The organism is Ruegeria sp. I3, assembly GCF_056532525.1.
The window spans coordinates 448,708-475,055 of the sequence record NZ_JBQFNI010000002.1; the positions used below are offsets into that span (position 1 = coordinate 448,708).

Here is a 26,348-nt window from a genome sequence, read left to right on the forward strand (position 1 = left end):
GCTCTGGCCTTATTTTGTTTGGGATTCACCGTAGCCATGATTTTTCTTATTATCAAACTTTTAGCTTGGACGAGGGCGTGGAATTGCTTATAAAGGTTCTACTGCTCGATAGGTTTCTTGCCTGTATGAAACCTGCCTCAATAACTTAACGCCCGCTTCGTGCGGGCGTTTTTTTTTGGCAAAACTCGTGCGGGTGCGCGGATCAGATCATTCCCCGTTTTCTTTGCAGGTGCAGCATGGCACTGTGTTTGAGAAACAAAAACTCATAAGGAGAGTGCCATGAGTCTGTCGGGCAAAACAGCCGTCGTCACGGGGTCGAATTCGGGGATTGGGCTGGGCATCGCGCGTGAGCTGGCGAAGGCCGGGGCGGATGTGGTGCTGAATTCGTTCACCGACCGTGATGAAGATCATGCGCTGGCCACCGAGATTGGCAAAGAGACGGGAACCAACGCGCGCTACATCAAGGCAGATATGTCCAAGGGCGATGAATGCCGTGCACTGATCGAACAGGCAGGTGCTTGTGACATTCTGGTGAACAACGCCGGCATTCAGCATGTGGCCCCGATCGATCAGTTTCCGTCGGACAAATGGGATGCGATCATCGCGATCAACATGAATTCGGTCTTTCATACGATGGCGGCAGCGCTTCCGATGATGCGCGCGGCGGGTTGGGGGCGGATCGTGAATATTGCCTCGGCTCACGGTCTGACGGCCTCGCCCTACAAGGCGGCTTACATCGCGGCAAAGCATGGTGTCGTCGGCATGAGCAAGACCGTGGCGCTAGAGACTGCGCAGGAGCCGATTACCTGCAATGCTATTTGTCCGGGATACGTACTGACTCCATTGGTTGAGGCGCAAATTCCCAACACGATGAAAGAGTACAATATGAGCCGTGAGGATGTGGTGAAGAACATCCTGCTGGAGCGGCAGCCGTCGAAGGAGTTTGCCACGGTCGAGCAGCTGGGCGGAACTACGATCTTCTTGTGCTCGGATGCAGCGGCACAGATCACAGGAACGACGATATCCGTGGATGGGGGATGGACGGCATTGTGAGGGACCATGGGGGCTCTGCCCCCATACCCCCGAGGTATTTCTGGCCAGATGAAGAGGCGGAACCATGAAACGGATCAATCTGGCATTGCAGGGCGGTGGGGCGCATGGCGCGTTTACCTGGGGTGTACTGGATCGATTGCTGGATGAAGAGGATATCGAGGTTGCCGCGATCACTGGGACTTCGGCCGGCGCGCTGAACGGGGCAGCGTTCAAATCAGGGATGGTGCATGCAGGGCGCGACGGGGCGCGGGCGTGTCTGGATGGGCTTTGGAAACGCATGGGTGCCGTCGGCGATATGCGAATTGCCCATTGGATGCGGGGCATTGAGCCTGCTCATGTTGCACAAGCGTTAGAGTACTCCGTTCCGTTCTCGATGGCCGAAGCATGGTCGCGGCTGGTATCGCCTTACGCCTATGGGCCGTTTTATCGCAATCCGCTCACCCCGGTTGTGGATCGGTTCAACTTTGATGAGATTTGTGCAGACGAAGGGCCCGCGCTGTTTGTCTGCGCCACCTGTGTGCGCAGCGGCAAGATTCGCGTTTTCACAGGCGAGGAGATTTCGACCGATGCGATTCTGGCCTCGGCCTGCTTGCCGAACCTGTTTCAGGCGATTGAAATCTATGACCCGAAATCCGAGCGGACCGAAGCGTATTGGGATGGCGGCTATACCGGAAACCCGGCGCTTTATCCGTTGTTCGGTGGGGATTTGCCAGATGATGTGGTGATTGTGAACATCAACCCGCTGGAACGCGATGAGGTGCCTAAAACGCCGCAGCAGATTCAGAACCGGATCAATGAGATCAGTTTTAACTCATCGTTGTTTCGCGAGCTGCGTGCGATCAATTTCGTTCAACGGCTTCTGGCCGAAGGCAAGCTGAAGGCTGGTGAGATGAGCCGGGTGCTGGTGCATATGATCGCTGATGACGCCTTGATGAACGACCTTTCGGCGGCCACCAAGATCGTGCCAAACCCGGTTGTGCTGAACCGGCTGAAACAGTCCGGCCGCGATGCGGCGGATCAGTTTCTGAGCGCGCATAAGGACGATCTGGGTCAGCGCAGCACGGTCGATTTGCCGGCAATGTTTGGTTGATTATTCAGGCGGCTGGGTTGGGTCTTTGTCATTCGGGTAAACCAGACCTGCTGAGATCACCAGCTTGGCTGCATCCTCGATGGACATATCCAGCAGGATCACATCCTCTGCGGGGAAAAACAACAGGAACCCGGATGTGGGGTTTGGAGTTGTCGGGACAAACACGCTTAGCAACTCGCCCCCGGTTTCGGCGCGATCGCTCACTTCACCGCGCGCTGTTGTCGAGACGAAGCCGATTGCCCAGATGCCCCGGCGCGGATACTGGATCAGGCAGGCTTTTTCGAAAGACCGCTCGGTCTGGGCGAACACAGTTTCCGAGATTTGCTTGATCCCGGAATAAACCGAACGGACCACGGGCATGCGGTCGACGACACTCTCGGCGAAATGGATCAGAGAACGGCCCAGAATGCCCTTTGCGATCCAGCCGACGATAATCGTGAACAGCAGGAATATGACCACGCCAACGCCGCGCAGGTTGATGCCGACATATTCCGAGGGTTGGAACCGTTGCGGGATCAGGGGCAGGACGGCGCTGTCGATCCAGCCAACCACAGACCAGATCAACCAGATGGTCAGCCACACCGGAGCAATGACGACGATACCAGTCAGAAAGGACGCGCGTAGCCGGGAGAACAGGCCGGGGCGTCGGTGGGGTTCTTCGTCAAACGGAGTGTTCATTGCGGTCCTGAGTGGTTTGCGGAATTAGGTAAGCAGTCCGGGCGCTTGGTGCAATAGCTGGGGTCAGTGGGCTGATTCCGTTAGTGCACGCGCGATGACCGCTGCCAGTCGGGCGTTGTTGCGTACCAAAGCGATGTTGGCGGTAAGCGAACGGCCTTCGGTCTGTTCATAGATACGCTGTAGCAGATAAGGTGTGACGCCTTTACCTGTGATCCGGTGAGTTTCTGCATCGGCCTGTGCGGACGCGATGATCGGGGCCAGCTCCTCGGACGGGATCTGATCGGCTTGCGGGATCGGGTTAGCGACCAACTGACCACCCGGCAGCCCCAACGCACGCCGTGTTGCGTGGGCTTTTGCTATGTCAGCGGCATCATCCATGCGCAGCGGGGCTGCCAAGGGTGATTTTGCGGACCAGAAGGCCGGGAACTCGTCCTGTCCGTGGGCGATGACGGGGACGCCGAGCGTTTCCAGAACTTCAAGCGTTTTGGCGAGGTCGAGGATGGCTTTAGCCCCGGCCGCGACCACAGTCACCGGGGTCTGCGCGAGCTCGTGCAGGTCAGCGGAGATGTCGAAGGAGGTTTCGGCCCCCTGATGCACCCCACCGATGCCTCCGGTGGCGAAGACCTCGATGCCTGCATAATGTGCGGCGATCATTGTTGCGGCGACGGTGGTGGCCCCGGTGCCGCCTGTGGCGAGGCAGGCGGCCATGTCAGCGCGTGACAGTTTGGCGACGCCTTGCGCCTGACCCAGTGCGCTCAGCTGGTCGGCTTCGAGGCCGACGTGCAAAACTCCGTCAATAACGACAATCGTTGCTGGAACGGCGCCCGCATCGCGGATGTCTTGTTCAACCTGTGCCGCGACCTCGATGTTCTGGGGGTAGGGCATGCCATGGGTGATGATGGTGCTTTCCAATGCCACGATCGGTTGGCCCGCATCCTTGGCGACGCGGACCTCTGCAGAATAATGAATGGTGATCACAGTGGGGTTTCTCCGGAAACATAGGTTGCAGCGGCGCGCAGCGCGCGGCTGAGTGCCGCGTCGCTGTCGGCACCATTCGCCTCGGCGGCGATATGGGCGGCCATGAAAGTGTCGCCCGCGCCAGTCACGCGGGTGACCAGAACGGACGGGGGTGTTTGGGTCAAGACAGCATCAGCATCCCCGACGGTGGCCGAGTTGCCGCCATCGGTCACAAGAACCCGCAATGCGCCACGGTCCAGCAGGCCTTTGGCGGCGCTCTCGGAATCGGTGAACTCGCGTTGGCAAAGCAGTCCGGCCTCTTCGAGATTCACATAAAGCGTTGCACGGGCGTGTTTGAGGAAGGGCAGCAGCCGTTCTGCCTTGCCGGGCGACGCCGGGGCGACGCGCAGGTCGGCTTTGGCGAAGGCGGGGCTTTGGGCGATCTCTTCAAGCAAGGTAAGCGTCAGGTTACCGTCCAGCGCGATGGGCCCTTCGAATGGCGTATTTTCATAGCCCAGCGGACCATGCATCAAGGGACGCAGGATTTTGGCTCCGGCAGCTTCAAGCGAATGGGCGTCGGCAATGGCGGCGATCAGCCCGTTGGCTCCTTCAACCGCCATATATCTGTCGGTTGGCAGGTCTTGCGAGCGATAGATGTGATCGGTGACCATCCCCAAACGCGCGCAGGACCGGACCAATTCGTCGCCTTCAGCGTCGCGGCCAATTGCGGTCAGCAAAGTCGGGGTCATTCCGAACCGCACCAGCGTCATGGCGATGTTCATGGCGACGCCACCCGGCAGGCGAGTAATGCGGCCGGGTACATCCGAGCCCTGTCGCATGGCGCTGGCCGAGCGTCCGATCACGTCCCAAAGGACCGAGCCGATGCACAAAATTTCGCTGTTCTTGTTCATGCCTTGTGTCATGCCGCAGCCCCGACGCGGGTGCAAGGGTTAACGCTCGCATCCCTCAGCGCATTGCGGCAATCAGAGAGTTCAGCGCCTCCAACGGGTTATCTTGCGACCAGATTTCCTCTCCGATGCCGAAGAAATCGGTGCAGGGGGTGAGGTCTCGGATCAGATCGGACGTCAGGCCGCCCTCGGCCACGACGGGAACCTCGATCATTTCGGACCACCATTGGAACAGGTCCTTTTCGGCCTGAGTACCATCGCCCAGCGTGGCGGAACCAACCGGGCCAAAGGCCACGTAATCCGCGCCACTTTCACCAGCAGTCATCCCGTCATGGCTGGAAGACCCGCAAAAACTGCCGACAATCGCATCCGCGCCTAGCTCCTTACGGGCTGCCCTGACAGACCGCGCGCCGTCATCCAGATGCACCCCGTCCAGACCCAACCGCTGCGCCAGCAATACATGGTTGGAAATCACGATGGCTACATCGCGCGCATGCGCAACTTCGCGGCAAGCATCGGCGGCGCGCGCGATGGTATCTTCGTCGCTTCCAGCCAAGGCGAGGCGGATACATGCAATTTCAGCCCCGTCCAATACGTGACCCAATTGATCAGGGAATGTACTCAGCGCGATGGTCGGAGGCGTGATCAGGTAAATCTGCGGCTGCTCGGGGGTGTCCATGGCGCGTCCTTCGGGTTTGTCATCTTTCGCGCGGTTTAGCGGATTGCGCGGGGGAAGCAAACTTTTATGCCGGCTACGTACCCTTTTGCGAACAGAAGACGCCGGGCCGACTTGCCCTCGACCCATGCGGCCATTAGAGCAAGCGGAGTTTTTCGGAGTTAGCCATGCCCAGCGATACATCACAGCCGTCTTTTGTTCTGGTGCGCCCTCAGATGGGTGAGAACATCGGTGCTGCCGCGCGGGCGATGTGGAACTTTGGGCTGGATCGGATGCGGATCGTGGCACCGCGCGACGGCTGGCCCAACCCCAAGGCGGTGGCGATGTCCAGCGGGGCCGGGCGGCTTTTGGATGAGGCGCAGTTATTTGACGATCTGGCGGGCGCGCTGGAGGACACCACCTTTGTCTTCGCCACCACAGCGCGGCAACGTGGGTTGACCAAGCCTGTCTATAGCCCGGAGCGCGCAATGCAGCTTGCATCGCAGAAAGTGGCGGCGGGCGAAAAGGTCGCTGTTCTATTTGGCCCGGAACGGGCAGGGCTTGAGAATGAGGATATCGCCAAGGCCAATGCGATTATCTCGGTGCCAGTGAATCCGGAATATGCGTCGTTGAACCTCGGGCAGTGCGTTCTGCTGACCGCCTACGAATGGATGCGCCAGACCGGGGATGTCGTGCATGAGGCAACTGATCTGGGCAAGGGCGATTGGGCGACCGGGATCGAGGTTGAAAAGTTGGTCGAGCATTATGAGGACCGTCTGGAACAGGCCGGGTTCTTTTATCCGCCGGAAAAAGCCGAAGGAATGAAGGTGAACCTGCGCAATCTGTGGTCGCGGATGCGGATGACACGGGCCGATGTACAGATGCTTCACGGGATCATGCGGCAGATGGTCCGCTGGAAAGACAAAAGCTGAGGCTGGACCTATCTTCCGCCAAACCATAGCTTGCGACGAAATCAGGACATGAGGACAGCATGAGCGGTAAGCGCAGCATCTTCGAAGAGGTCTCGGACAGCGAAAAACAACAGGCCGTCCAACCCGGTATGATCGACCGGGGGCGTGGCGGTGCGCGGGCCGCGATCCGGGTTTGGCTGATGATCCTGTTCGCGCTGGTCGTGATCATGATTGCCGTGGGCGGGCTCACGCGGCTGACCGACAGTGGTCTATCGATCACCGAATGGCGACCTATTACGGGTGCGATCCCGCCGATGAACGCTGCCGACTGGCAAGCCGAATTCGATAAATACAAGCAGATTGACCAGTGGCGCATTCAGAACCAATGGATGGAGCTGGATGATTTCAAAACCATCTATTGGTGGGAATGGGGCCATCGCCAGTTGGGCCGCGTGATAGGATTGGTTTGGGCCGTTGGATTTATCGGTTTCCTTGTGACCCGCAAGATTCCGACAGGATGGGCTGTTAAGCTGCTGATCCCCGGCCTGCTTGGCGGTGTTCAGGGTGCTGTAGGCTGGTGGATGGTCGCCTCGGGCGTCACACAGGGTGAAGGCATGACCGCCGTTGCCAGCTATCGTCTGGCAACGCATCTTGGCTTGGCCTTCGTGATCCTCGGCTTTCTTGCCTGGTACATCTTTGAACTTGGCCGTGACGAACGTGACCTGATGCAGGCCCGCCGCGCGAAAGAGGCTAAGCTTTTCTCGATATCGACCGGACTGCTGCACTTCACCTTCCTGCAAATCCTCATCGGTGCGCTGGTGGCCGGGATCGACGCGGGGAGGTCCTACACTGACTGGCCCCTGATTGGCGGTCAGTTGCTGCCGCCCGATGCGGCCATGCTGGAACCGATGTGGCGTAACTTCTTTGAAAGTCCCGGTCTGGTGCAGTTTATCCACCGTTGCGTCGGCTATCTGCTGTTTATTTTCGCCATCATAGTCTGGCGGCGCGGTGGCAGCAGCGCGCACCCACAGACCCGCTTTGCCTTCAACGCCATGTTCGCGGCTTTGTCACTGCAAGTGGTCGTGGGCATCATCACAGTCGTCTATGCGGCACCTTGGCAGATTGCCATTTTCCACCAGTTCATGGCCGTGGTCGTCTGGACACTGATCCTGCGCGCCCGCTTCCTGACAGCTTACCCTATCGCAACATCTGTGCGCGGAGCATGATCCCATGACAGCATACAATGACCTGATGGCCTTTCAGCGCGAAACCTCGGCCCTGGGCCAGATTGCCGGTAGGCTCGGCTGGGACCAGGAAACGGTGATGCCGCGCGGTGCCGCGCCGCAACGGGCCGAGGAAATGGCAGCGATCGAGGCTGTATTGCATGCTCGCCGCTCTGACCCTCGCGTTGCCGAATGGTTGGAGCAGGCCGCACCACAAGATGAGGTCGGCAAGGCACAACTGCGTGAAATACGCCGCGCCTATGACCGCGCGGTGAAGGTGCCCGCCGATCTGGCGACGGCGATTGCACGCGTGACATCCGCCGCGCAGGGCACATGGGCCCAGGCGCGAGCGGACGAAGATGTCTCAGCCTTCCTGCCGGTGCTGGAAGAAGTTGTCTCACTGAAACGGCAAGAAGGTGAAGCGCTGGCACAGGGTGGCGACGTTTATGACGCGATGGTCGAGGATTACGAGCCCTACACAACCGGCGCTCAGATCGCCGCGATCTTTGACGAAATGCGCCCACGTCTGGTGGCTCTTCGCGCCGCCGTTCTGGATCGCCCGGAACCTGTCGCGCTGACCGGCAACTTTGACGAACTGACCCAGATGCGCCTGACGCAGAAACTGGCCACGACATTCGGCTATGACCTGAACAATGGCCGCGTCGACAAAGCGGTGCATCCGTTCAGCTCGGGCAGCGGGCTGGACGTTCGGATCACCACCCGCACCAGCGAGACCGATCCGTTCAACTGCTTTTACTCGACCATTCACGAGGTTGGCCACGCCGCCTATGAGCAGGGCATCGACCGCGATTACCTGCTGACCCCGCTGGGACGTGGTGTGTCGATGGGTGTGCATGAAAGCCAAAGCCGGATTTACGAAAACCAGCTGGGCCGCTCGCGCGCCTTTACCGGATGGCTGTTTGACCAGATGAAAGAGGCGTTCGGTGATTTTGGCATCGCCGATGCAGATGCGTTCTATGCCACAGTCAACCGCGTCCACAACGGCTATATCCGGACCGAGGCGGATGAGGTGCAGTACAATCTGCACATCATGCTGCGGTTTGATTTGGAACGCGCACTGATGGCCGGTGACTTGCAGGTCGGCGACCTTGAAGCCGCCTGGAACAACCGATTCAAAGCAGATTTTGGTTATGCGGTCGACAAGCCCTCGAATGGATGCTTGCAGGACGTACACTGGTCGGTTGGCCTGTTTGGCTATTTCCCGACCTATTCACTGGGTAATGTCTATGCGGGATGCCTGTATCAAACACTGCGCGCGGCAATTCCCGGACTTGAGGGGCAGTTGGCAGCTGGCGATACATCCGAGGCCACAGGCTGGCTTCGAGAGCATGTGCAGCAACATGGCGGCCTGTACGCGCCCCGCGAAATCATCCAGCGCGCCAGTGGGGTGGAACCAGGGCCGGAGCCGCTGTTGGCTTATCTGGAGCAGAAGTTCGGGGCGTTGTACGGGCTTTGAGGCGTGTTCGTGGCGCTCCGGCGTTATACTGGCCCTGACGGTACCATTTCGATACGCAAGGCAACAGCGGCGAAGAAAAGGCCGCTTCCTGCCAATACAAACACGTGCCAGATGGTGTTGTGGTAGGGCAGCCAGTCCAGAAGGTAAAATACCACGCCTGCGGTATAGATGAGGCCTCCGGCGATCATTAAAGTAAGGGTAAGGGGTGAAAGTTCGGCCAACATGGATTGTCCGGCCCAAACCGCTGCCCATCCCATCAGAAGATACAGCGCCAGCCCGAACCAGCGGAAGCGGTTCGGGTCGATCATCTTCAGAACAGAGCCCAGCGTCGCAGAAGACCACAGCCCCAGCAAAAGTCCCGGAGGTTGTGAAGCCGAGAGCAGCAGGAACGGCGTATAAGTTCCTGCGATCTTCACATAGATACCCGAGTGATCAAGGCGGCGCAGAAACTCTGCCCACTCATCATGCTCGATCATGTTGTAGAGCGCCGAGAACGTCAGCATCAAAACCAGAGTTATTCCATAGATCGAGGCGCCCAAAACCGCCGCCGGGTCTGACCGATAGAAGACTGTCATGATGATCAGCATAGGCGCTGCGATCACCGCCGAAGAAACACCCAGCACATGAACAACACCGTCACTTATTCGCTCAGCACGGCTGTAGGCAGGTCGGATATGGGCGAATGACCACATATCGAAATGCTAGGCGTGCCGGGTCTGCTGGGGCAAGCCCACCCTCGTGCCGTTGGCAGGAACGTGACCCTGAGTAACAAAAACGCCCGCAATACGGGCGTTTTGTTACACTTCTGTAGTGCTTTGTTATTCCTCGGCTTCTTCGTCACCCTGGTCGGCGATCCAGGCCACACTGACGACTTCTTCGCCTTTACCGGTGTTGAATACACGCACACCACCCGCGCTGCGGGAGCGGAACGAGATGCCCTCGACCGGCACCCGGATCGATTGGCCTTTCGAGGTAGCCAGCATGATCTGATCGTCGATTTCTACGGGGAAGGAGGCAACCAGTTCGCCACCGCGCATGGCTTTGTCCATCGCCGCCACACCCATGCCACCGCGACCGCGGACAGGGTAGTCGTGACTGGAGCTCAGCTTGCCCGCGCCGCCCGACGTGATGGTCAAGATCAGGTTCTCGGCTGCCGACATCTCGGCATAGCGTTCCTGCGTGATACTGCCAGGCGCGGCTTCGTCCTCGTCCGTTTCGCCGTCATCCGCAATGCCCGCGACTGCGCGGCGCATCTTGAGGTAGGCGGCGCGCTCGTCCGGGTCGGCCTCGAAATGGCGAATTACGGACATCGAGACGACACGGTCGCCATTGCTCAGCCTGATGCCGCGCACACCGGTAGATTCGCGTGAGTTGAAGACACGTACATCAGTGGTCCGGAAGCGGATCGCACGGCCCGAATTGGTGACCAGCATCACGTCTTCATCTTCTGAACAGATGCGAGCGTTTACCAGTTCCACATCCTCGGGCAGTTTCATCGCGATCTTGCCATTGCGGCGGACGTTCGTGAAATCTGACAGACGATTGCGACGCACGTCACCCGCGCTGGTGGCGAAGACGATTTGCAGGTTCTCCCACTCTTCATCCGGCACATCCACGGGCATGATCGCCGCGATCGAGACACCGGTCGGGATCGGAAGAATGTTGACGATCGCCTTACCCTTACCGGTCCGGCTGGATTGCGGCAGACGCCAGGTCTTGAGCTTGTAGACCATGCCTTCGGTGGTGAAGAACAGCAGTTGCGTATGCGTGTTCGCCACGAAGAGATTGGTGACAACATCCTCTTCCTTGGTCTGCATACCCGACAGGCCTTTGCCGCCACGCTTTTGCGCCCGGAAATCGGCCAGAGGGGTGCGTTTGATGTAGCCGCCTGAGGTGACAGTCACGACCATATCTTCGCGTTCGATCAGGTCTTCGTCTTCCATATCACCGGACCAGTCAACGATCTCGGTGCGGCGGTCGACGGCGAACTGCTCGCGCACGCTGCGTAGCTCATCGGCGATGATGCCCATGATGCGCTCACGCGAAGACAGAATATCCAAGTATTCCTTGATCTTGTCGGCCAGTTCTTCCAGTTCGTCCGTGACTTCCTTGACACCCAGTTGGGTCAGACGCTGCAGCCGCAGTTCGAGAATGGCGCGGGCCTGTACCTCGGTCAGGTTATAGGTGCCGTCGTCATTCATCTTGGACAGCGGATCGTCGATCAGGCGTAGATAGCCTTCGATCTCGGATGCAGGCCAGCGGCGGGTCATCAGTTTCTCGCGCGCTTCAGCAGCGTCTGCCGACGAGCGGATCGTGGCAACCACTTCGTCAACATTCGAAACGGCCACGGCCAGACCACACAGGATGTGACTGCGCTCACGCGCCTTGCGCAAGTCATAGGCTGTGCGGCGGGCAACAACATCTTCGCGGAAGTCGATGAACGAGGTTAGGAAGCGGCGCAGGGTCAGCTGTTCAGGCCGACCGCCGTTCAACGCCAGCATGTTGCAACCAAATGAGGTCTGCATCGGCGAGAAGCGGTAGAGCTGGTTCAGCACCACTTCGGGCGTTGCATCGCGTTTCAGTTCGACCACGACACGCACACCATTGCGGTCGGATTCGTCCTGTACGTGGCTGACGCCTTCGATGCGTTTTTCACGCACGGCTTCGGCGATCTTTTCGATCATCGAGGCTTTGTTCACCTGATAGGGGATCTCGTCGACAACGATGGCGTACCGATCCTTGCGCAGCTCTTCTACGCGGGTCTTGGCGCGGATGATAACGCTGCCACGGCCTTCAAGGTACGCTTTGCGCGCACCTGAGCGGCCCAGCATCACACCGCCAGTCGGGAAGTCGGGGCCGGGCACATACTCGATCAGTTGTTCTGATGTCAGATCCGGGTCGTCGATCAGCGCCAGCGTGGCATCGACCACTTCGCCTAAGTTATGCGGTGGGATGTTGGTTGCCATACCCACGGCGATACCACCGGCACCATTGACCAGCATGTTCGGGAAACGGGCGGGTAGGACGGTCGGCTCTTTGTCTTTGCCGTCATAGTTGTCCTGAAAATCGACAGTCTCTTTTTCGATATCGGCCAGCAGGGACGCGGCGGGTTTGTCCATCCGTACTTCGGTGTAACGCATCGCCGCCGGGTTATCGCCGTCCATTGAGCCAAAGTTGCCCTGACCATCAAGCAGCGGCAGCGACATCGAGAAATCCTGCGCCATCCGCACCAGCGCGTCATAGATCGCACTATCACCATGCGGGTGGTACTTACCCATCACGTCGCCAACCGGACGGGCCGACTTGCGATAGGACTTGTCATGAGTGTTCCCGGTCTCATGCATCGCGTAGAGAATACGCCGATGCACCGGTTTCAGCCCATCGCGCAGATCGGGGATCGCACGGCTGACAATGACCGACATCGCATAGTCCAGATAGGACGTGCGCATTTCGGATTCGATGGATACCGTCGGGCCGTCATAAACGGGGCGCTCGGGCGGGGTTTCGTCCATGTTTTCAGGGATTTCTGGCGTATCGCTCACGTAGGCTGCCCGTGTCTTGTTCTTGATCTATATCTTGTGGATACACTTTATCAGACCCGGCATATAAGGTGCAAGCAAGCAACCGTTCCCCGGCCAAATTAGGTCGGTAACACCTGAGTAACATATTGTTATCTAAGTATTAGGACAGTTCCGTGTTACTCTAAGTAGACCTTGTAACAAGATTGGAGGTCTGCATGGCGCAAAGTGAAACTGAACTCATGCTTAAGGGGTACGGGCTTACCACGGCGGAATTTTTCTACCACATGCCCGACTATATTCACGTACTGAACACGTTTATTTGGCAGGATTACGACCTTGCTCCGGACCATCCGAAGCTGTTCGAATTCGTAGAATTCTGGCAGAAAGAGATTGAAGGTCCGCTGCACTCGGTCAGGTTCACGCACCGTAAAATGATCGCGCCGGGGGAATGGCGCAACATGGTGGGTGAGTTTCGGGTAAATTAGCCCTCAGGCCGAACAGCTCGCGCCGCCCAATACACAGAATTTGGCGCAATGCGGGTGGTTCAGATGCACGTCGGCCTCGGCCTCTTCAAGGGTTTCGCCCAATTCAAACTCCGGTGAATAAGGCAGCAGCGTACAGGCCAGCACTACCGGGCGCTCGGCGCCTTTGCGTTTGACGACCATACGCGAGCTGGCGCACATCACCGCATCGGGGGATTTGTCCAGGATGCCCCAGCAAGCGGCTGTAATTTCAGGAACTTCAACTGTTTCGTCCATCTCGGGAAACAAAACTGTTTGGCCCGGATTTTGAGCATCAATGTCAAAGCCGTGCTTGGCAAAGAATGCTGCATACCCCGCGCGGCTTTCAGCGTCGCTATCCCCCCAGACTGTGCGCCCGGCAATGGCCATCCTAAAGCCGTTATCCCGCAACCACTGCATCCCCGTCAGAGTTTTAGCAAAACTGCCTTTGCCGCGTTCTTCGTCATGCAGATCGGGGCGGTAGTGGTCGACGGAGACACGCAGCGTCAGTTTTTCTGCGTAGTCGCGCTGTAATTCCAGCAAACCTTCGCGCATTTTGCGGCGCATCATCGGCCGCATTGCATTGGTCAGGATCAAAACTTCGTACTCGCGCTCTAGCGCGACGCGCGTCATCTCGATCATCTCGGGGTTCATGAAGGGCTCACCACCTGTAAAGCCTATCTCGCGGATCGGCCATTGGCGCTGTTCGATCTGATCCAGATAGTCGCGGACTTCGTCGACGGTGATGTAAACCAGAGCATCGTTGGTTGGGCTGCTGGCGATATAGCAGTTTACGCACTCGATGTTGCACAGCGTTCCGGTGTTGAACCAAAGGGTTTCGGGATGAGTCAGCGCAACGGACGCGCGCGTTTGCCCGTCTGCTGTCACTAAACTGTTCTGAAACTTCCCGATATTCGCAGCCTGTAGGGCGTTGTCTTTCATTCCGGCATCCGGTTCTGTGCTTGTGCCAAACCGACTTAACCGTTTGTGCCGGTTTAGTTAAGAGTATCTACCCCTCGCTGACAGAGTTTTGATGTGGGAAGAAAGTTGCTGATTGGTTGCGCTAACATTGGACATGCCCCAAGCGGCAAGGTAAGGAAAAGCCATGGTTTCTCGTGTCATACCTGTTGACCCATTTGATCTGGTCATATTCGGCGGAACCGGCGATCTGGCACAGCGCAAGATCGTTCCGGCCCTGTTTCGGCGTTACTGCGCCGGGCAGTGGCCCGAGGCCACCCGGATCATCGGCGCAGCGCGGGGCGCTCTGACCGTTGATGGCTTTCGCGAGATGGTGGCCGAATCGTTGCGCCAGCACGCACCGAAACGGGCAAAAGATCAGGAGGCTGTGAACGGTTTTCTGCAGCGCGTGGAGTATGTCCCGCTTGACGCATTGTCCGAAGATGGTTGGGCCCAGTTGGCTGAAATGCTGAATGCGGATCGTGTCAGGGCCTTCTATTTCTCGGTAGGCCCCCGTTTGTTTGGCCCGCTGGCCGAACAGATCAGGGCGCACAATCTGGCCACCCCGCAAACCCGTATCGTCGTCGAAAAGCCTTTTGGGCACGATCTGGAAAGTGCTCGCGCGTTGAATGCGACACTGGCGGCGCATTTTGACGAAGGGCAAATCTATCGGATCGATCATTATCTGGGTAAGGAAACCGTTCAGAATCTGATGGCCGTTCGGTTCGGCAACATGCTGTTCGAACCGCTTTGGAACAGCCAGTATGTCGATCACATTCAGATCACTGTGGCCGAGACCGTCGGCATTGACGGTCGTGAAGAGTATTACGAGCGCGCCGGCGCCATGCGCGACATGATGCAGAACCATCTGATGCAGCTTTTATGTCTGATCGCGATGGAACCACCCGCAAAATTTGATCCGGACGCGGTGCGCGATGAGAAACTCAAGGTCATACGCGCGTTGGATTCGGTTGAGCCGCACCATATCGTACGAGGTCAGTTTGCAGGCGGTGCCGATGGCCGGGGGTATCGTGAAGTTGTCGGCAATCAAAGGTCGACGACGGAAAGCTACATCGCATTGCGCGCACATATCAGCAATTGGCGTTGGGCGGGCACACCGTTCTATCTGCGCACGGGCAAGGAGCTGGTGGCGCGGTCCTCGGTCATCAATGTGATGTTCAAGGATGCTCCGCATTCGATTTTTGGCGAAGAGGCCGGGCGTCATGCGAATGCCCTGTCGATCCGGTTGCAGCCCAATGAAGGCATCACTTTGAAAGTGACAATTAAAGAGCCGGGGCAGGGAGGCATGCGTCTGGTTGACGTTCCGCTGGACATGAGCTTTGCCGAAGCGCTTGGGCCTGAAAACCAGGACCCACCCGACGCTTATGAGCGGCTGGTGATGGATGTCATTCGCGGCAACCAAACCCTGTTCATGCGCGGCGATGAAGTTGAAGCCGCATGGGCCTGGACCGATCCGATTATCGCGGGCTGGGAGGCGCGCGGTGATGTTCCCAAACCCTATGAAAACGGCAGCACCGGCCCGGGCGACGCCGAGTTGCTGATGAAACGAGACCACCGCCGCTGGCAAGGAATAAATCCATGAATATCAAAGAATACGCCGATCGCGACATGCTGGCGATTGATGTCGCGAATGCATTGGCCGGAGATCTTGAGGCCGCATTGCTACATCATGATACTGTCTCGTTGGCCGTTCCGGGCGGAACCACACCGGGGCCGATCTTTGATGGATTGTGCGCTGCGGATCTGGAATGGGATCGTGTGCACATACTGCCGACCGATGAAAGATGCGTGCCGGGTGATCACGAGCGTTCGAACGAGAGGTTGATCCGGGAACGGTTGCTGACCAGTCGCGCATCCATTGCACAATACATGCCGCTCTATGTTGCGGAACATGAGCCTGAGGCGGTTTTGCCCGAGATCGAAAGCCTGATTAACCCGCATCTGCCGCTATCGGTTCTGGTGCTGGGTATGGGTGAGGACATGCATACCGCCTCGCTCTTTCCGGGGATGCAGGGCTTGTCTGCTGCTCTGAACAACAACGCCTCGACACTGGCGGTAGCGCGGACCGATGTGCAGCCCGAAGCGCGTATCACGCTGACGGGTCCGGTTCTGGACGGCGCTTTGTCCAAGCATCTCGTCATATTCGGAGAAACTAAACGGAATGCCCTGGATCGTGCCATGTCACTACCACCCGAGGAAGCTCCGATCGCGGCCGTGCTCAGCGGCATGACCGTACATTGGGCGGAGTAATCACGATGCAGCTGGATCAATTGAACTCACTCGCAGCCACACAGACGGGCCGTCGGATACTCGATCTGTTTGACGCCGATCCAAACCGGGCGCAGGGTTTCTCGGCTTCGACCGGAGATCTGCTGTTTGACTATTCGAAGACACAAATCGACGAAGATATCCGCGCGGCACTGATCCAGCTTTGCGATCAAGTCGAATTGGCAGAGCGTCGGGCTGCGATGTTCTCCGGTGAAAAGATCAACGAAACCGAAGGCCGGGCTGTATTGCATACCGCGCTACGCAATCTCGACGGAGGCCCGGTCGAGGTCGATGGTCAGGATGTAATGCCGGACGTACTGGGCACTTTACAGCGAATGCGCGTCTTTGCCGAAGAAGTGCGTGGCGGGGCGATCAAAGGGGCAGGGGGCAGCTTTACGGATGTGGTCAATATTGGCATCGGCGGCTCGGACCTTGGGCCGGTGATGGCGACGCATGCCTTGGCACCTTATCACGACGGGCCAAGGCTGCATTATGTCTCAAACGTGGATGGTGCGCATATTGCGGATACGCTGCGCCCGCTTGATCCGACACGGACTCTGGTGATTGTCGCGTCGAAGACTTTTACGACCATCGAGACGATGACCAATGCACGCACGGCGCGGGCTTGGATGGTCGATGGTGGCGGTGATCCGGCGCGGCAATTCGCAGCGGTCTCCAGCGCTGTTGACAAGACTCAGGCCTTCGGGATTCCCGAGGCGCGGGTGTTTGGCTTCGCGGATTGGGTCGGCGGGCGGTACTCGGTCTGGGGGCCGGTCGGAATGCCGGTAATGATCGCCGTTGGCTCGAACGCGTTTGACGCGTTTCTACGCGGCGGTCAGGCGATGGATCTGCACTTTCAATCCGCCGAATGGGCAGAAAACCTGCCAGTTATGCTGGCGCTTGTGGGGGTCTGGCATCGTCAGGTGCTTGGGCATGCCAGCCGCGCAGTTCTGCCATATGATCAGCGTCTGCTGCGCCTGCCTGCCTATTTCCAACAGCTTGAGATGGAATCGAACGGCAAATCCGTCGCGATGGATGGCAGCGCGCTGACCATGCCTTCAGGACCGGTCGTCTGGGGCGAACCCGGCACCAATGGACAGCACGCCTTTTATCAGTTGATCCATCAGGGCACCGATGTGATTCCCTGCGAATTCATGGTTGCAGCAAACGGGCATGAGCCGGAACTGGCCCATCATCATCGCCTTCTATTGGCTAATTGCTTGGCCCAGTCCGAAGCGCTAATGCGGGGTCGGTCGCTGGATGTTGCACGCGCACGCATGGCCGAAAAGGGCCTGACAGGCGACGAGTTGGAGCGTCAGGCACGCCATCGTGTGTTTTCGGGCGACCGCCCGTCAACCACGCTGATCTATCCGCAGCTTACCCCGTTTGTGCTGGGTCAAATCATTGCGCTTTATGAACACCGCGTGTTTGTCGAAGGCGTGCTGCTTGGAATCAACTCGTTCGATCAGTGGGGTGTTGAGCTGGGCAAGGAATTGGCAACGTCACTTGGGCCGATCGTGGACGGTGAGGTTAGCGCCGAAGGCAAAGATGGCTCGACCTCGGCGCTGGTTGGATACGCATTGCGACATCGCGGTTGACGCGGCACCCTGCCGCACTCTCTTATTGTCAGACAATTGAATTCTTGGCAGGGTTGTTGCCAAGACATAACGGCGCGGCCAAGCGCTGACGATGGGAGGAATGTCCATGCTGGGACAGATGATGACGCAGCCTTTGCTGATTTCGTCGCTGATTGAACATGCTGAACGTTATCACGGGCAGACCGAGATCATCTCGGTCGAAACCGACGGAACCGTGACCGAGACCAATTGGTCCGGGATCGCGCAGAACGCACGACGATTGGCTTCTGCGCTGGTGAAGCTTGGGCTGCAGCCGCAGGATCGTGTGGGCACGCTGGCTTGGAACAACCGTCGGCATCTTGAGATTTACTATGCGGTATCAGGTGCAGGCTTTGTTTGTCACACGGTCAACCCGCGTCTTTTCCCCGAACAGCTAACCTATATTATCAATCACGCGCAGGATCGGGTTCTGTTCTTTGATGCGACTTTCCTGCCATTGGTCGCCGCGCTGCAAGAGCATCTGACCGAGGTGCAGTACTATGTGCTGATGGGTGCGCGGGACGAGGATGCGCTGTCTCAGGTGCCGGGGTTGGTTTTTTATGACGAGCTGATTGAAACCGGCGATACAGACTACGGGTGGCCCAGCTTTGATGAAAACACTGCCTCCAGCCTCTGTTATACTTCGGGTACCACTGGGAACCCCAAAGGCGTTCTCTATTCCCACCGCTCTACAGTTCTGCACAGCTTCGCGTCGAACACGCGCGACGTAATCGGCTATTCCGCTATGGATGTGGTGATGCCGGTGGTGCCAATGTTCCACGTCAACGCTTGGGGCTCGCCCTATGCCAGCGCTATGTCTGGTTCGCGAATGGTGATGCCGGGGCCGGGATTGCATGGCGAGGCATTGGTCAATCTGATCGACACATATGGCGTCACGCTGGCGATGGGCGTACCGACCATTTGGCAAGGTCTGCTGGCCCATGCCGCGACATGCGGGACTAAGTTGAAAAGCCTCAATCGTACTGTAATCGGTGGTGCGGCATGCCCGCCCTCAATGATTGAAACGTTCCGCGAAACTTATGGCGTCGATACCGTCCACGCCTGGGGCATGAGCGAAATGAGCCCGCTGGGCACGACGAATTATCCGATGGCCAAACATCTGGACATGCCCATGGAAGCACAGCACAAGCTGCGCGAAAACCAAGGCCGCCCGCCCTTTGGGGTTGAACTAAAAATCGTCGATGATGATGGCAGAGATCTTCCCCATGACGGTGAAACGCAGGGCGATCTGATGGTTCGCGGCCATTGGGTGCTGGACAGCTACTTCCACATGCAGGATGAGGCCTTGTTGCAGGATGGCTGGTTCACGACTGGCGACGTTGCCACACTGGACCCGGATGGGTACATGACCATCCGCGACCGATCGAAGGACATCATCAAATCGGGGGGTGAATGGATCAGCTCTGTCGAGTTGGAGAATATCGCGGTCGCACACCCTCAACTAGCGACGGCTGCCGTTGTGGGCGTGCCGCATCCGAAATGGGACGAACGCCCGCTTTTAGTAGCAGTGAAGGCCGAGGGCGAAGAACCGACCGAGCAGGATTTGTTGGCATTCTTCGACGGCAAAATCGCCAAATGGCAGGTGCCCGACAAGGTCGTGTTCGTCGACGCCTTGCCCCTTAACGCGACCGGAAAGGTCCTGAAACGCACGTTGCGCTCGGATTTCAGTGATGCGCTGATGGTATAAGTGCCAGTCTGGGAAGAATGGCTCCGGCGGTAGGGATCGAACCTACGACCAATTGATTAACAGTCAACTGCTCTACCGCTGAGCTACGCCGGAACGGTCCGCGCCGTATAGCAACCTCAAATTGCGGCGTCCAGTGGGGTAGTGGAGTTTTTTCTGCGAAAAAACTTCGCCGTGGCTCACGCAGCTAATTATGAAGAATTTGGTGTGATTTGGCTCCGGCGGTAGGGATCGAACCTACGACCAATTGATTAACAGTCAACTGCTCTACCGCTGAGCTACGCCGGAACTGAGGGGCGTATAACAACCCGTATTTTCGGCGTCCAGAGGGGAAGCGCACGGGCCGTCAATTTTTTCCGATTCACGCGATGCGCTTGAAACGAGACGCAACTGACAGATCCCCCAAGGGCGCTACACGGGATCTGCCGGTCAGATCAACCAGATGGGCGAAGACATTACGCTCGGCCGCGGGAAGCAGCGCGGCGGGGGTTTCGATATAGATTCGCTGGGCAAGCTGTTGGGCCGTTTCTGGGCCATTTTCCAGGGCGTCGAGTATCTGTGATTCCCGCTGCAATCGGTGGTCTATCAGCCAATCCAGGCGCTTGGCAGGATTCGTGATAGGGGCACCATGGCCCGGATGAAAAACCGACCACTCGCGCGCACGCAGGCGGCGACAGGCTGCCATGAAATCCGTCAGGTCTCCGTCCGGGGGCGAGACCAGAGAACTGGCCCAACCCATGACGTGATCAGCCGTAAAGCAGATATCTCCCCAGGCCAACGCGATATGGTTGCCCAGATGGCCGGGTGTGTGGATCACTTCGAGTTGCCAGCCTTCTGCCGCGACGCGTTCACCGTCTTCAAGCTCGATATCAGGGCGGAAATCGGCATCGATTCCCTCACCACCTCCGGCAAGCCCGTTCTGGGCCAGCTCGGTCATGACTTCGCTGCGTCCAGCTTGCGGACCACCAAAAGCCAGAACCGGAGCGCCGGTGCGGGATGCGAGCGGGGCGGCCAAAGGCGAGTGATCCAGATGGGTGTGCGTAACAAATATGTGGCTGATCCGCTGCCCGGGTTCCAGCGCATCAACTATGGCTTGCATATGGGCATCACTCAATGGCCCAGGGTCGATGACAGCAATGTCCTCATCGCCCAGAAGGTAGGTATTCGTACCACGATAAGTCATTGGCGAGGGATTGGGCGCAAGAATGCGCCTAAGTCCCGGGGTGAGCACGGCAACCTGTCCAGGCAGAGGGTTGAAATCGTCGGGGGCTTGCATTCTGACCTCTTCCTCTTGCCCGGGCAGCCCGCTAGGTTTAGCGCATGTCGACCCAATGGCTCAAACCCTATATGCCGCGTAGCCTATATGCGCGTGCCGCACTCATTCTGGTACTGCCGGTCATTGTCGTGCTTTTGGTGGTGGCGATTGCCTTTTTGCAAAAACATCTTGAAGAAGTGACCGCCCAGATGACCCGCACGGCGGCGCGCGAGGTGACACTGGTGCTGGACGTGATGGAGGGTGCGGAAACCCAGCAGCAGGCATTGGCAGCTGCGCGGCAGGACTTGTCGGTCTTGAACATGACCGCCCGTTTTCTGCCGCCGAATGAAGAGCCGAAAAACAGTCCGCGTCGATGGTACGATTTCATTGCCCCGCAGGTGGATGCGGAAATGCGCAGCTTGTTGCCTGAAACCCAGTATGTGGCTCTGCCAAATGGACAGGAAGTGAGTCTTTTTCTGGCAACCAATCTGGGCATGCTTGAGCTAGAGTTTGATCGCCGACGCCTGTCGCCGACAGCACCGCATCAGCTGATTGTGACGATGGTGTTCTTTGCGGCTCTGATGACAACGATCTCGTTTCTCTACATGCGCAATCAGTTGCGCCCGATCACGCGCCTTGCGGACGCGGCGCAGGCCTTTGGTCGCGGGCGGGTCGTGCCTTATTCACCCGGTGGCGCAATCGAGGTACGCGCTGCGGGCAATGCCTTCGTTGACATGCGCGCCCGAATCGAGCGGCAGATTGAGCAGCGCACGCTCATGTTGTCGGGGGTCAGCCACGATCTGCGCACACCTCTGACGCGTCTGAAACTTGGATTAGCTATGTTGCCCGAGGACGAGGCCGCACCGTTGTTGCAAGACGTGGACGAGATGCAATCGCTGCTGGATGCATTCTTGGACTTCTCGCGTGGCGCTGCAGAGAGCGCACCCGAAGAGATTGACCCCGAAAATTGGCTGAGCCAAATCGTTGACGATGCACAGCGCGCGGGCCAGCACGTTGAACTAATCTCGGTCGAGGGGCGTGGAACGGCAATGCTGCGCCCATCGGCCATGCGCAGGGCAGTAGAGAATCTGATTGGAAACGCGAATCGCTATGGTTCACGCGCCGAGGTCAGCCTTTCGATGACGCCAAAGTCACTACGCATTCGGGTTGAAGATGACGGCCCCGGTATCCCGATCGAACAACGCACCGAGGCCGTCAAACCCTTCACGCGACTTGATCCGGCGCGAAACCAGAATCAGGGCACCGGCGTGGGTTTGGGCCTTGCGATTGTTGCCGATATCGCGCGCGTACATGGTGGTATTCTGCGACTGGGCAGCAGCGAAAGGCTGGGCGGATTATGCGCGGATATCGTGATTGGACGGTGATTTGGTAGGCCCGGAGGGACTCGAACCCCCAACCAAAGCGTTATGAGCGCTCTGCTCTAACCAATTGAGCTACAGGCCCGCCTGAGGGCTTTGCCTATCACGATGGCAGCCCGCGTCAAGCCTGACCGTTGCAACATGGCCCACAATCGAATAACCCGCGCGCAAAGCACTCATGAGGGATTGGCCATGACAGCGGGCAAAAACGGAATCACCTATGCCGACGCAGGTGTGGATATCGATGCAGGCAACGCTCTGGTCGATCGGATCAAGCCTGCGGCCAAGCGCACCAACCGTTCGGGCGTGATGAGTGGGCTAGGCGGATTTGGCGCTCTGTTCGACCTGAAAGCGGCTGGCTATCAAGACCCGGTTCTGGTGGGCGCAACCGATGGTGTGGGCACCAAGCTGCGGATCGCAATTGATACCGGCGTTGTCGATGGCGTGGGAATCGATCTGGTGGCGATGTGCGTCAACGATCTGATCTGCCAAGGTGCTGAGCCGCTGTTTTTCCTGGATTATTTTGCCACCGGTAAGCTGGACACCGATACTGCCGCGCGGATTATCGAAGGAATTGCCGAGGGGTGTGTCCAATCTGGCTGCGCCCTGATTGGTGGTGAAACCGCCGAGATGCCGGGTATGTACCCTGACGGCGATTTCGATCTGGCCGGTTTCTCGGTTGGCGCCATGGAACGCGGGACCGCATTGCCCGAGGGCGTTGAACAGGGTGATGTCCTGCTGGGGCTGGCTTCGAACGGGGTGCATTCCAACGGCTATTCGCTAGTGCGCAAGCTGGTCGATATCTCGGGGTTGGGCTGGGAGGAAGAGTCGCCTTTCGGTGGCGGAACATTGGGTGAGGCTCTGCTGACCCCCACGCGGCTGTATGTGAAACCAGCGCTGCAGGCGATCCGGGCTGGCGGCGTTCGCGCGCTTGCCCATATCACCGGCGGCGGCCTCACCGAAAATCTGCCGCGCGTATTGCCCGAAGGGCTCGGGGCCGAGATTGATTTGAATGCTTGGGACTTGCCGCCTGTGTTCAAATGGATGGCCGAGACCGGTGGGATCGCCGAATCCGAGATGTTGAAGACCTTCAACTGCGGCATCGGCATGATTGTTGTCTGCGCTGCAGATCAGGCGGATGAGCTTACAACACTGCTTGCAGAGGCAGGCGAATCCGTTGCGCGCATCGGAACGGTCACCGCAGCGTCGGGTATGGCCTATTCAGGCAAACTGCTGTGAGCCACAAGCGCGTCGCGATCCTGATCTCCGGGGGCGGATCGAACATGCTGTCGCTGGTCGACAGCATGAATGGCGATCATCCAGGCCGACCATGTCTGGTATTGTCGAACGACACAAATGCCGGAGGGCTGAAGAAAGCTGCACAGCGCGGAATTCCGACCGCAGCCGTCGACCACAAGCCCTTTGGCAAAGATCGCGCTGCGTTTGAGGCAGAACTGCTTAAACCGCTTATGGCAGCCCAGCCGGATGTTGTCTGTCTGGCCGGTTTCATGCGTGTATTGACGGGTGAATTTGTATCGCGTTTCCAGGGCCGGATGCTGAACATCCACCCATCGCTTTTGCCTAAGTACAAGGGTTTGAACACCCATGCCCGCGCCATTGAAGCAGGCGATGCCGAACATGGCTGCACCGTTCACGAAGTTACTGCAGCGTTGGATGACGGGCCGATTCTGGGTCAGGCGCGCGTGGGTGTACGGGTAGGGGACACGCCTGAGGAGCTCGCCGCCCGCGTGTTGACCTGGGAGCACAAACTCTACCCTGCCGTGCTTCGCCGTTATTGTATGGGCAACAAAGACCCAGTTCTTCTGCCCTAACGCGGCGGGGTGATTTACACGCAAAGGTTATTCGTCTTATGGTCGCATATCGCTCGGGACGAGGACGGCACGGGCAGTCACAATAACCAAAAGCAAGAACAGCACCGCGCATGAAAACCCTGACGACGACGCAAGAGCTGGCCGCATTCTGCTCGGCTGCTGCACAATATCCTTATGTCACTGTAGATACCGAATTTCTGCGCGAACGGACCTATTATTCGAAACTCTGTCTGGTGCAGCTTGCGGTGCCATCGGAAGATGAAGACAGCGCCGTTCTGGTTGATCCATTGGCTGACGGCATGTCGCTGGAGCCTTTGTACCAGCTGTTCAGCGACGAAAGCGTGGTCAAGGTTTTCCACGCCGCGCGGCAGGATCTTGAAATTTTTTGGGTCGACGCGGGAGTCTTTCCGACTCCGTTGTTTGATACTCAGGTCGCTGCGATGGTCTGTGGTTTTGGTGAACAGGTTGGCTATGAGACTCTGGTCCGGAAGATTTGCAAGGAAGGGGTCGATAAAACTTCTCGCTTCACCGACTGGTCACGGCGCCCTCTGACGGAAGCGCAGAAAACATACGCATTGGCAGATGTAACCCATCTTCGGAAAATCTATGAGCATCTGGCTGCAGAACTTAAGAAGTCGCGCCGGGATCACTGGGTCGCAGAAGAGCTTCGCATACTGACCCGACCCGAGACATATGACATTCGCCCGGAAGAGGCGTGGCGGCGGGTCAAAACGCGGACCAACTCTGCCAAGTTTCTGGCCGTGGTTCGAGAGCTGGCGCAGTTCCGCGAGGCCTATGCGCAAGAGAACAATGTGCCACGAAGCCGTGTGTTCAAAGACGATGCGTTGATCGAGATGGCCTCGACCAAGCCCAAGACGCCCTCTGATCTGGGCGGATCGCGCTTGTTGCTGCGCGAAGCGCGCAAAGGGGCGATCGCAGAAGGCATTCTGGAGGCGGTAAAACGGGGCGTAGGTTGCCCGCAAGACCGATTGCCGAAAATTGACAACAGCCGCGACAAGCTGAAGGTCAACCCTGCACTTGCAGATTTGCTGCGCGTTCTTTTGAAATCAAAGACCGAAAGCGCAGGCGTTGCCGCAAAATTGATCGCCTCCAGCGCGGAATTGGATCAGATCGCTGCAGGCGAACGAGAAGTTCCCGCCATGTCCGGTTGGCGGTTTGAGGTTTTTGGCGAGGACGCGCTGAAGCTTTGCGAAGGCAAGATTGCTTTGGCCGCCAAGGGACAGGCCGTGCAAGTTGTCTCGCTTTAACGGCGACGAGATTCCAACGCGTTCTGCTGACCTTTGACCCGAACTAAACGAATACCTTCCAGTTCTTTTCGGCTTACATTGACGGCTTCTGAAACCATCCGCGACCGTTCGGTGCCCTGCGCAGTGGCGTAGTCCGGGTAATCCACGCGGAAGGTGAACTCCATAACGCCATTTTTGCTGAGTTCTTCAGATCTTACGCGCGCGAGCTGTGCGTTGAACGCACCCTGTCGAATGGCTGTGCCAGCCGCATAGATGATTGCGCCCGTCGAGGTTGGGTCGATCCGCAATTCGTTGATCACGGCGATTGGAACGCTGTTATCCTCGGCGTCCGGACGTTCGAACAGGCCTTTTTTGTCGGCATTTTCGGGAACCAAGGCATTAGCGTCATCGGCTGATACTTCGGATGGGCTGGGTGTGCTGCTGCCAAACCAGTTCGATGGATTCGCGCTTGAGTTGCTCCAGTTGCTACAAGCGGACAGAGCCATTGTGGAGATCATCAGAACAGGCAGAGTTTTGTGCATGGACCCAGTACTTTGTGCAACTTTACCTGCATCGGGTTAACGCAAATTCGATCGTTTGAAAAGCCACGCTGGGGACTGGACAGTCGGTAGCGCTGAGCATAGTTCACAATTGTGAATGCGTAACGCAAGGACGGACCCGATATGGCAACGCCAGCCTTCGAAGAGATAGTCGAGGATTTCGAGTTCCTGGAGGACTGGGAAGACCGCTATCGCCATGTGATCGAGCAGGGCAAAGCGATGGAGCCTCTGGATGATGCATTCAAAGTCCCTGCGACCAAGGTGAATGGTTGCGCCAGTCAGGTCTGGCTGCATCCAACCATTGAGGGCGGTCAATTCCGATTTGACGGTGACAGCGATGCCCTGATTGTTCGGGGCCTGATTGCGGTTCTGCGTAGCCTGTATAACGGCTTGCCGGTGGCCGAGGTGCCCAGTGTTGATGCCGGTGGAGAACTCGCGCGACTGGGGTTGCAGGATCATTTGTCTGCCCAACGTTCGAACGGGTTACGCGCTATGATAGAACGTGTTCGCGAAGTGGCATTGGCCAGCGCCTGAC

At 58.1% G+C, this 26,348-nt stretch carries 24 protein-coding genes and 3 tRNA genes; 15 read left to right on the forward strand and 12 right to left on the reverse strand.

From position 1 onward, the window contains the following. Positions 1-279 precede the first annotated feature (279 nt). Both ACR0L9_RS06575 and ACR0L9_RS06580 read left to right on the forward strand, forming a co-directional pair. Complete coding sequence (locus ACR0L9_RS06575; protein ID WP_170421879.1) at positions 280-1,053, forward strand: 3-hydroxybutyrate dehydrogenase; 774 nt, start codon at positions 280-282, stop codon at positions 1,051-1,053. 64 nt (positions 1,054-1,117) lie between these two features. After that, on the forward strand, positions 1,118-2,143 hold the full coding sequence (locus ACR0L9_RS06580; RefSeq protein ID WP_170396907.1) for a patatin-like phospholipase family protein: 1,026 nt from the start codon (positions 1,118-1,120) through the stop codon (positions 2,141-2,143). Here ACR0L9_RS06580 and ACR0L9_RS06585 read toward each other — a convergent pair whose 3' ends face one another. From ACR0L9_RS06585 to ACR0L9_RS06600, 4 genes are all read right to left on the reverse strand, one after another. Next, the gene (locus ACR0L9_RS06585; RefSeq protein WP_170396909.1) at positions 2,144-2,821 is read right to left on the reverse strand and encodes a DUF502 domain-containing protein; all 678 of its coding nucleotides are present in this window, start codon (positions 2,819-2,821) and stop codon (positions 2,144-2,146) included. A 63-nt stretch (positions 2,822-2,884) separates the two neighbouring features. Continuing rightward, positions 2,885-3,799, reverse strand: coding sequence for a pseudouridine-5'-phosphate glycosidase (locus ACR0L9_RS06590; RefSeq protein ID WP_480895288.1), 915 nt, complete (start codon positions 3,797-3,799; stop codon positions 2,885-2,887). Beyond that, positions 3,796-4,689, reverse strand: coding sequence for a PfkB family carbohydrate kinase (locus ACR0L9_RS06595; RefSeq protein WP_170509655.1), 894 nt, complete (start codon positions 4,687-4,689; stop codon positions 3,796-3,798). Before ACR0L9_RS06595 ends, ACR0L9_RS06590 begins: the two co-directional genes overlap by 4 nt. A 55-nt stretch (positions 4,690-4,744) precedes the next feature. After that, complete coding sequence (locus tag ACR0L9_RS06600) at positions 4,745-5,365, reverse strand: thiamine phosphate synthase (protein WP_170396915.1); 621 nt, start codon at positions 5,363-5,365, stop codon at positions 4,745-4,747. 164 nt (positions 5,366-5,529) lie between these two features. Here ACR0L9_RS06600 and ACR0L9_RS06605 point away from each other — a divergent pair, with 164 nt between their 5' ends. From ACR0L9_RS06605 to ACR0L9_RS06615, 3 genes are read left to right on the forward strand one after another with little or no spacing between them, the layout of a single operon-like run. Then, entirely contained in the window at positions 5,530-6,273 is a 744-nt protein-coding gene (locus tag ACR0L9_RS06605) for an RNA methyltransferase (protein ID WP_170396917.1), read from the forward strand. A gap of 59 nt (positions 6,274-6,332) precedes the next feature. Continuing rightward, positions 6,333-7,478 carry a heme A synthase gene (ctaA, locus tag ACR0L9_RS06610; protein WP_480895289.1) on the forward strand — a complete coding sequence of 382 codons (1,146 nt, stop codon included), beginning with the start codon at positions 6,333-6,335 and terminating at the stop codon, positions 7,476-7,478. A gap of 4 nt (positions 7,479-7,482) precedes the next feature. After that, positions 7,483-8,952: a carboxypeptidase M32 gene (locus ACR0L9_RS06615; protein WP_480895290.1), complete on the forward strand. Its 1,470-nt coding sequence runs from the start codon at positions 7,483-7,485 to the stop codon at positions 8,950-8,952. 23 nt (positions 8,953-8,975) lie between these two features. On the opposite strand, the gene trhA is transcribed toward ACR0L9_RS06615, so the two are convergent. Then, positions 8,976-9,644, reverse strand: coding sequence for a PAQR family membrane homeostasis protein TrhA (trhA, locus tag ACR0L9_RS06620; protein ID WP_170406032.1), 669 nt, complete (start codon positions 9,642-9,644; stop codon positions 8,976-8,978). Positions 9,645-9,770: 126 nt separating this feature from the next. Then, positions 9,771-12,494, reverse strand: coding sequence for a DNA gyrase subunit A (gene gyrA, locus ACR0L9_RS06625; RefSeq protein ID WP_170396932.1), 2,724 nt, complete (start codon positions 12,492-12,494; stop codon positions 9,771-9,773). A 194-nt stretch (positions 12,495-12,688) separates the two neighbouring features. On the opposite strand from gyrA, the gene ACR0L9_RS06630 reads away from it, so the two are divergent. After that, positions 12,689-12,958, forward strand: a complete 270-nt coding sequence (locus ACR0L9_RS06630; RefSeq protein ID WP_039535770.1) for an usg protein — start codon at positions 12,689-12,691, stop codon at positions 12,956-12,958. Between the two features lie 3 nt (positions 12,959-12,961). Here the strand turns inward: ACR0L9_RS06630 and ACR0L9_RS06635 are convergent, their stop codons facing one another. Continuing rightward, positions 12,962-13,915, reverse strand: coding sequence for a radical SAM family protein (locus ACR0L9_RS06635; protein WP_170636165.1), 954 nt, complete (start codon positions 13,913-13,915; stop codon positions 12,962-12,964). Positions 13,916-14,078: 163 nt separating this feature from the next. Here ACR0L9_RS06635 and zwf point away from each other — a divergent pair, with 163 nt between their 5' ends. The 4 genes from zwf to ACR0L9_RS06655 all read left to right on the forward strand — a co-directional run bounded on the left by zwf (position 14,079) and on the right by ACR0L9_RS06655 (position 19,543). Continuing rightward, a complete protein-coding gene (gene zwf, locus ACR0L9_RS06640; protein WP_480895291.1) occupies positions 14,079-15,533 on the forward strand; it encodes a glucose-6-phosphate dehydrogenase in 1,455 nt (484 codons plus the stop codon). Beyond that, positions 15,530-16,201 (forward strand): 6-phosphogluconolactonase, encoded by a 672-nt coding sequence (pgl, locus tag ACR0L9_RS06645; protein WP_480895292.1) that lies wholly within the window; start codon positions 15,530-15,532, stop codon positions 16,199-16,201. The genes zwf and pgl overlap by 4 nt, the downstream gene beginning before the upstream one ends. A 5-nt stretch (positions 16,202-16,206) precedes the next feature. Further along, positions 16,207-17,817 (forward strand): glucose-6-phosphate isomerase, encoded by a 1,611-nt coding sequence (pgi, locus tag ACR0L9_RS06650; protein WP_480895293.1) that lies wholly within the window; start codon positions 16,207-16,209, stop codon positions 17,815-17,817. A 106-nt stretch (positions 17,818-17,923) separates the two neighbouring features. Further along, positions 17,924-19,543 (forward strand): long-chain-fatty-acid--CoA ligase, encoded by a 1,620-nt coding sequence (locus ACR0L9_RS06655; protein WP_480895294.1) that lies wholly within the window; start codon positions 17,924-17,926, stop codon positions 19,541-19,543. A gap of 18 nt (positions 19,544-19,561) precedes the next feature. Here ACR0L9_RS06655 and ACR0L9_RS06660 read toward each other — a convergent pair. From ACR0L9_RS06660 to ACR0L9_RS06670, 3 genes are all read right to left on the reverse strand, one after another. Next, positions 19,562-19,636 (reverse strand) — tRNA-Asn (locus ACR0L9_RS06660). 117 nt (positions 19,637-19,753) lie between these two features. Beyond that, positions 19,754-19,828 (reverse strand) — tRNA-Asn (locus tag ACR0L9_RS06665). 73 nt (positions 19,829-19,901) lie between these two features. Then, complete coding sequence (locus ACR0L9_RS06670; protein WP_480895295.1) at positions 19,902-20,816, reverse strand: MBL fold metallo-hydrolase; 915 nt, start codon at positions 20,814-20,816, stop codon at positions 19,902-19,904. A 44-nt stretch (positions 20,817-20,860) separates the two neighbouring features. Between ACR0L9_RS06670 and ACR0L9_RS06675 the strand changes: the two genes are divergently transcribed. Beyond that, complete coding sequence (locus ACR0L9_RS06675; protein WP_480895296.1) at positions 20,861-22,180, forward strand: ATP-binding protein; 1,320 nt, start codon at positions 20,861-20,863, stop codon at positions 22,178-22,180. Positions 22,181-22,182: 2 nt separating this feature from the next. Here the strand turns inward: ACR0L9_RS06675 and ACR0L9_RS06680 are convergent. Further along, a tRNA-Ile gene (locus ACR0L9_RS06680) sits at positions 22,183-22,259 on the reverse strand. Positions 22,260-22,366: 107 nt separating this feature from the next. Between ACR0L9_RS06680 and purM the strand changes: the two genes are divergently transcribed. The 3 genes from purM (at position 22,367) to rnd (ending at position 25,274) form a co-directional block, all read left to right on the forward strand. Next, positions 22,367-23,413, forward strand: a complete 1,047-nt coding sequence (gene purM, locus ACR0L9_RS06685; protein ID WP_480895410.1) for a phosphoribosylformylglycinamidine cyclo-ligase — start codon at positions 22,367-22,369, stop codon at positions 23,411-23,413. Next, the gene (gene purN / locus ACR0L9_RS06690) at positions 23,410-24,006 is read left to right on the forward strand and encodes a phosphoribosylglycinamide formyltransferase (protein ID WP_480895297.1); all 597 of its coding nucleotides are present in this window, start codon (positions 23,410-23,412) and stop codon (positions 24,004-24,006) included. The genes purM and purN overlap by 4 nt, the downstream gene beginning before the upstream one ends. A gap of 110 nt (positions 24,007-24,116) precedes the next feature. Beyond that, on the forward strand, positions 24,117-25,274 hold the full coding sequence (gene rnd, locus ACR0L9_RS06695) for a ribonuclease D (protein ID WP_170392960.1): 1,158 nt from the start codon (positions 24,117-24,119) through the stop codon (positions 25,272-25,274). On the opposite strand, the gene ACR0L9_RS06700 is transcribed toward rnd, so the two are convergent. Continuing rightward, positions 25,271-25,795 (reverse strand): hypothetical protein, encoded by a 525-nt coding sequence (locus tag ACR0L9_RS06700; RefSeq protein ID WP_170405998.1) that lies wholly within the window; start codon positions 25,793-25,795, stop codon positions 25,271-25,273. The two genes, rnd and ACR0L9_RS06700, sit on opposite strands and share 4 nt — an antisense overlap. Positions 25,796-25,936: 141 nt before the next feature. Between ACR0L9_RS06700 and ACR0L9_RS06705 the strand changes: the two genes are divergently transcribed. Continuing rightward, positions 25,937-26,347, forward strand: a complete 411-nt coding sequence (locus tag ACR0L9_RS06705; RefSeq protein WP_480895298.1) for a SufE family protein — start codon at positions 25,937-25,939, stop codon at positions 26,345-26,347. Position 26,348 lies beyond the last annotated feature (1 nt).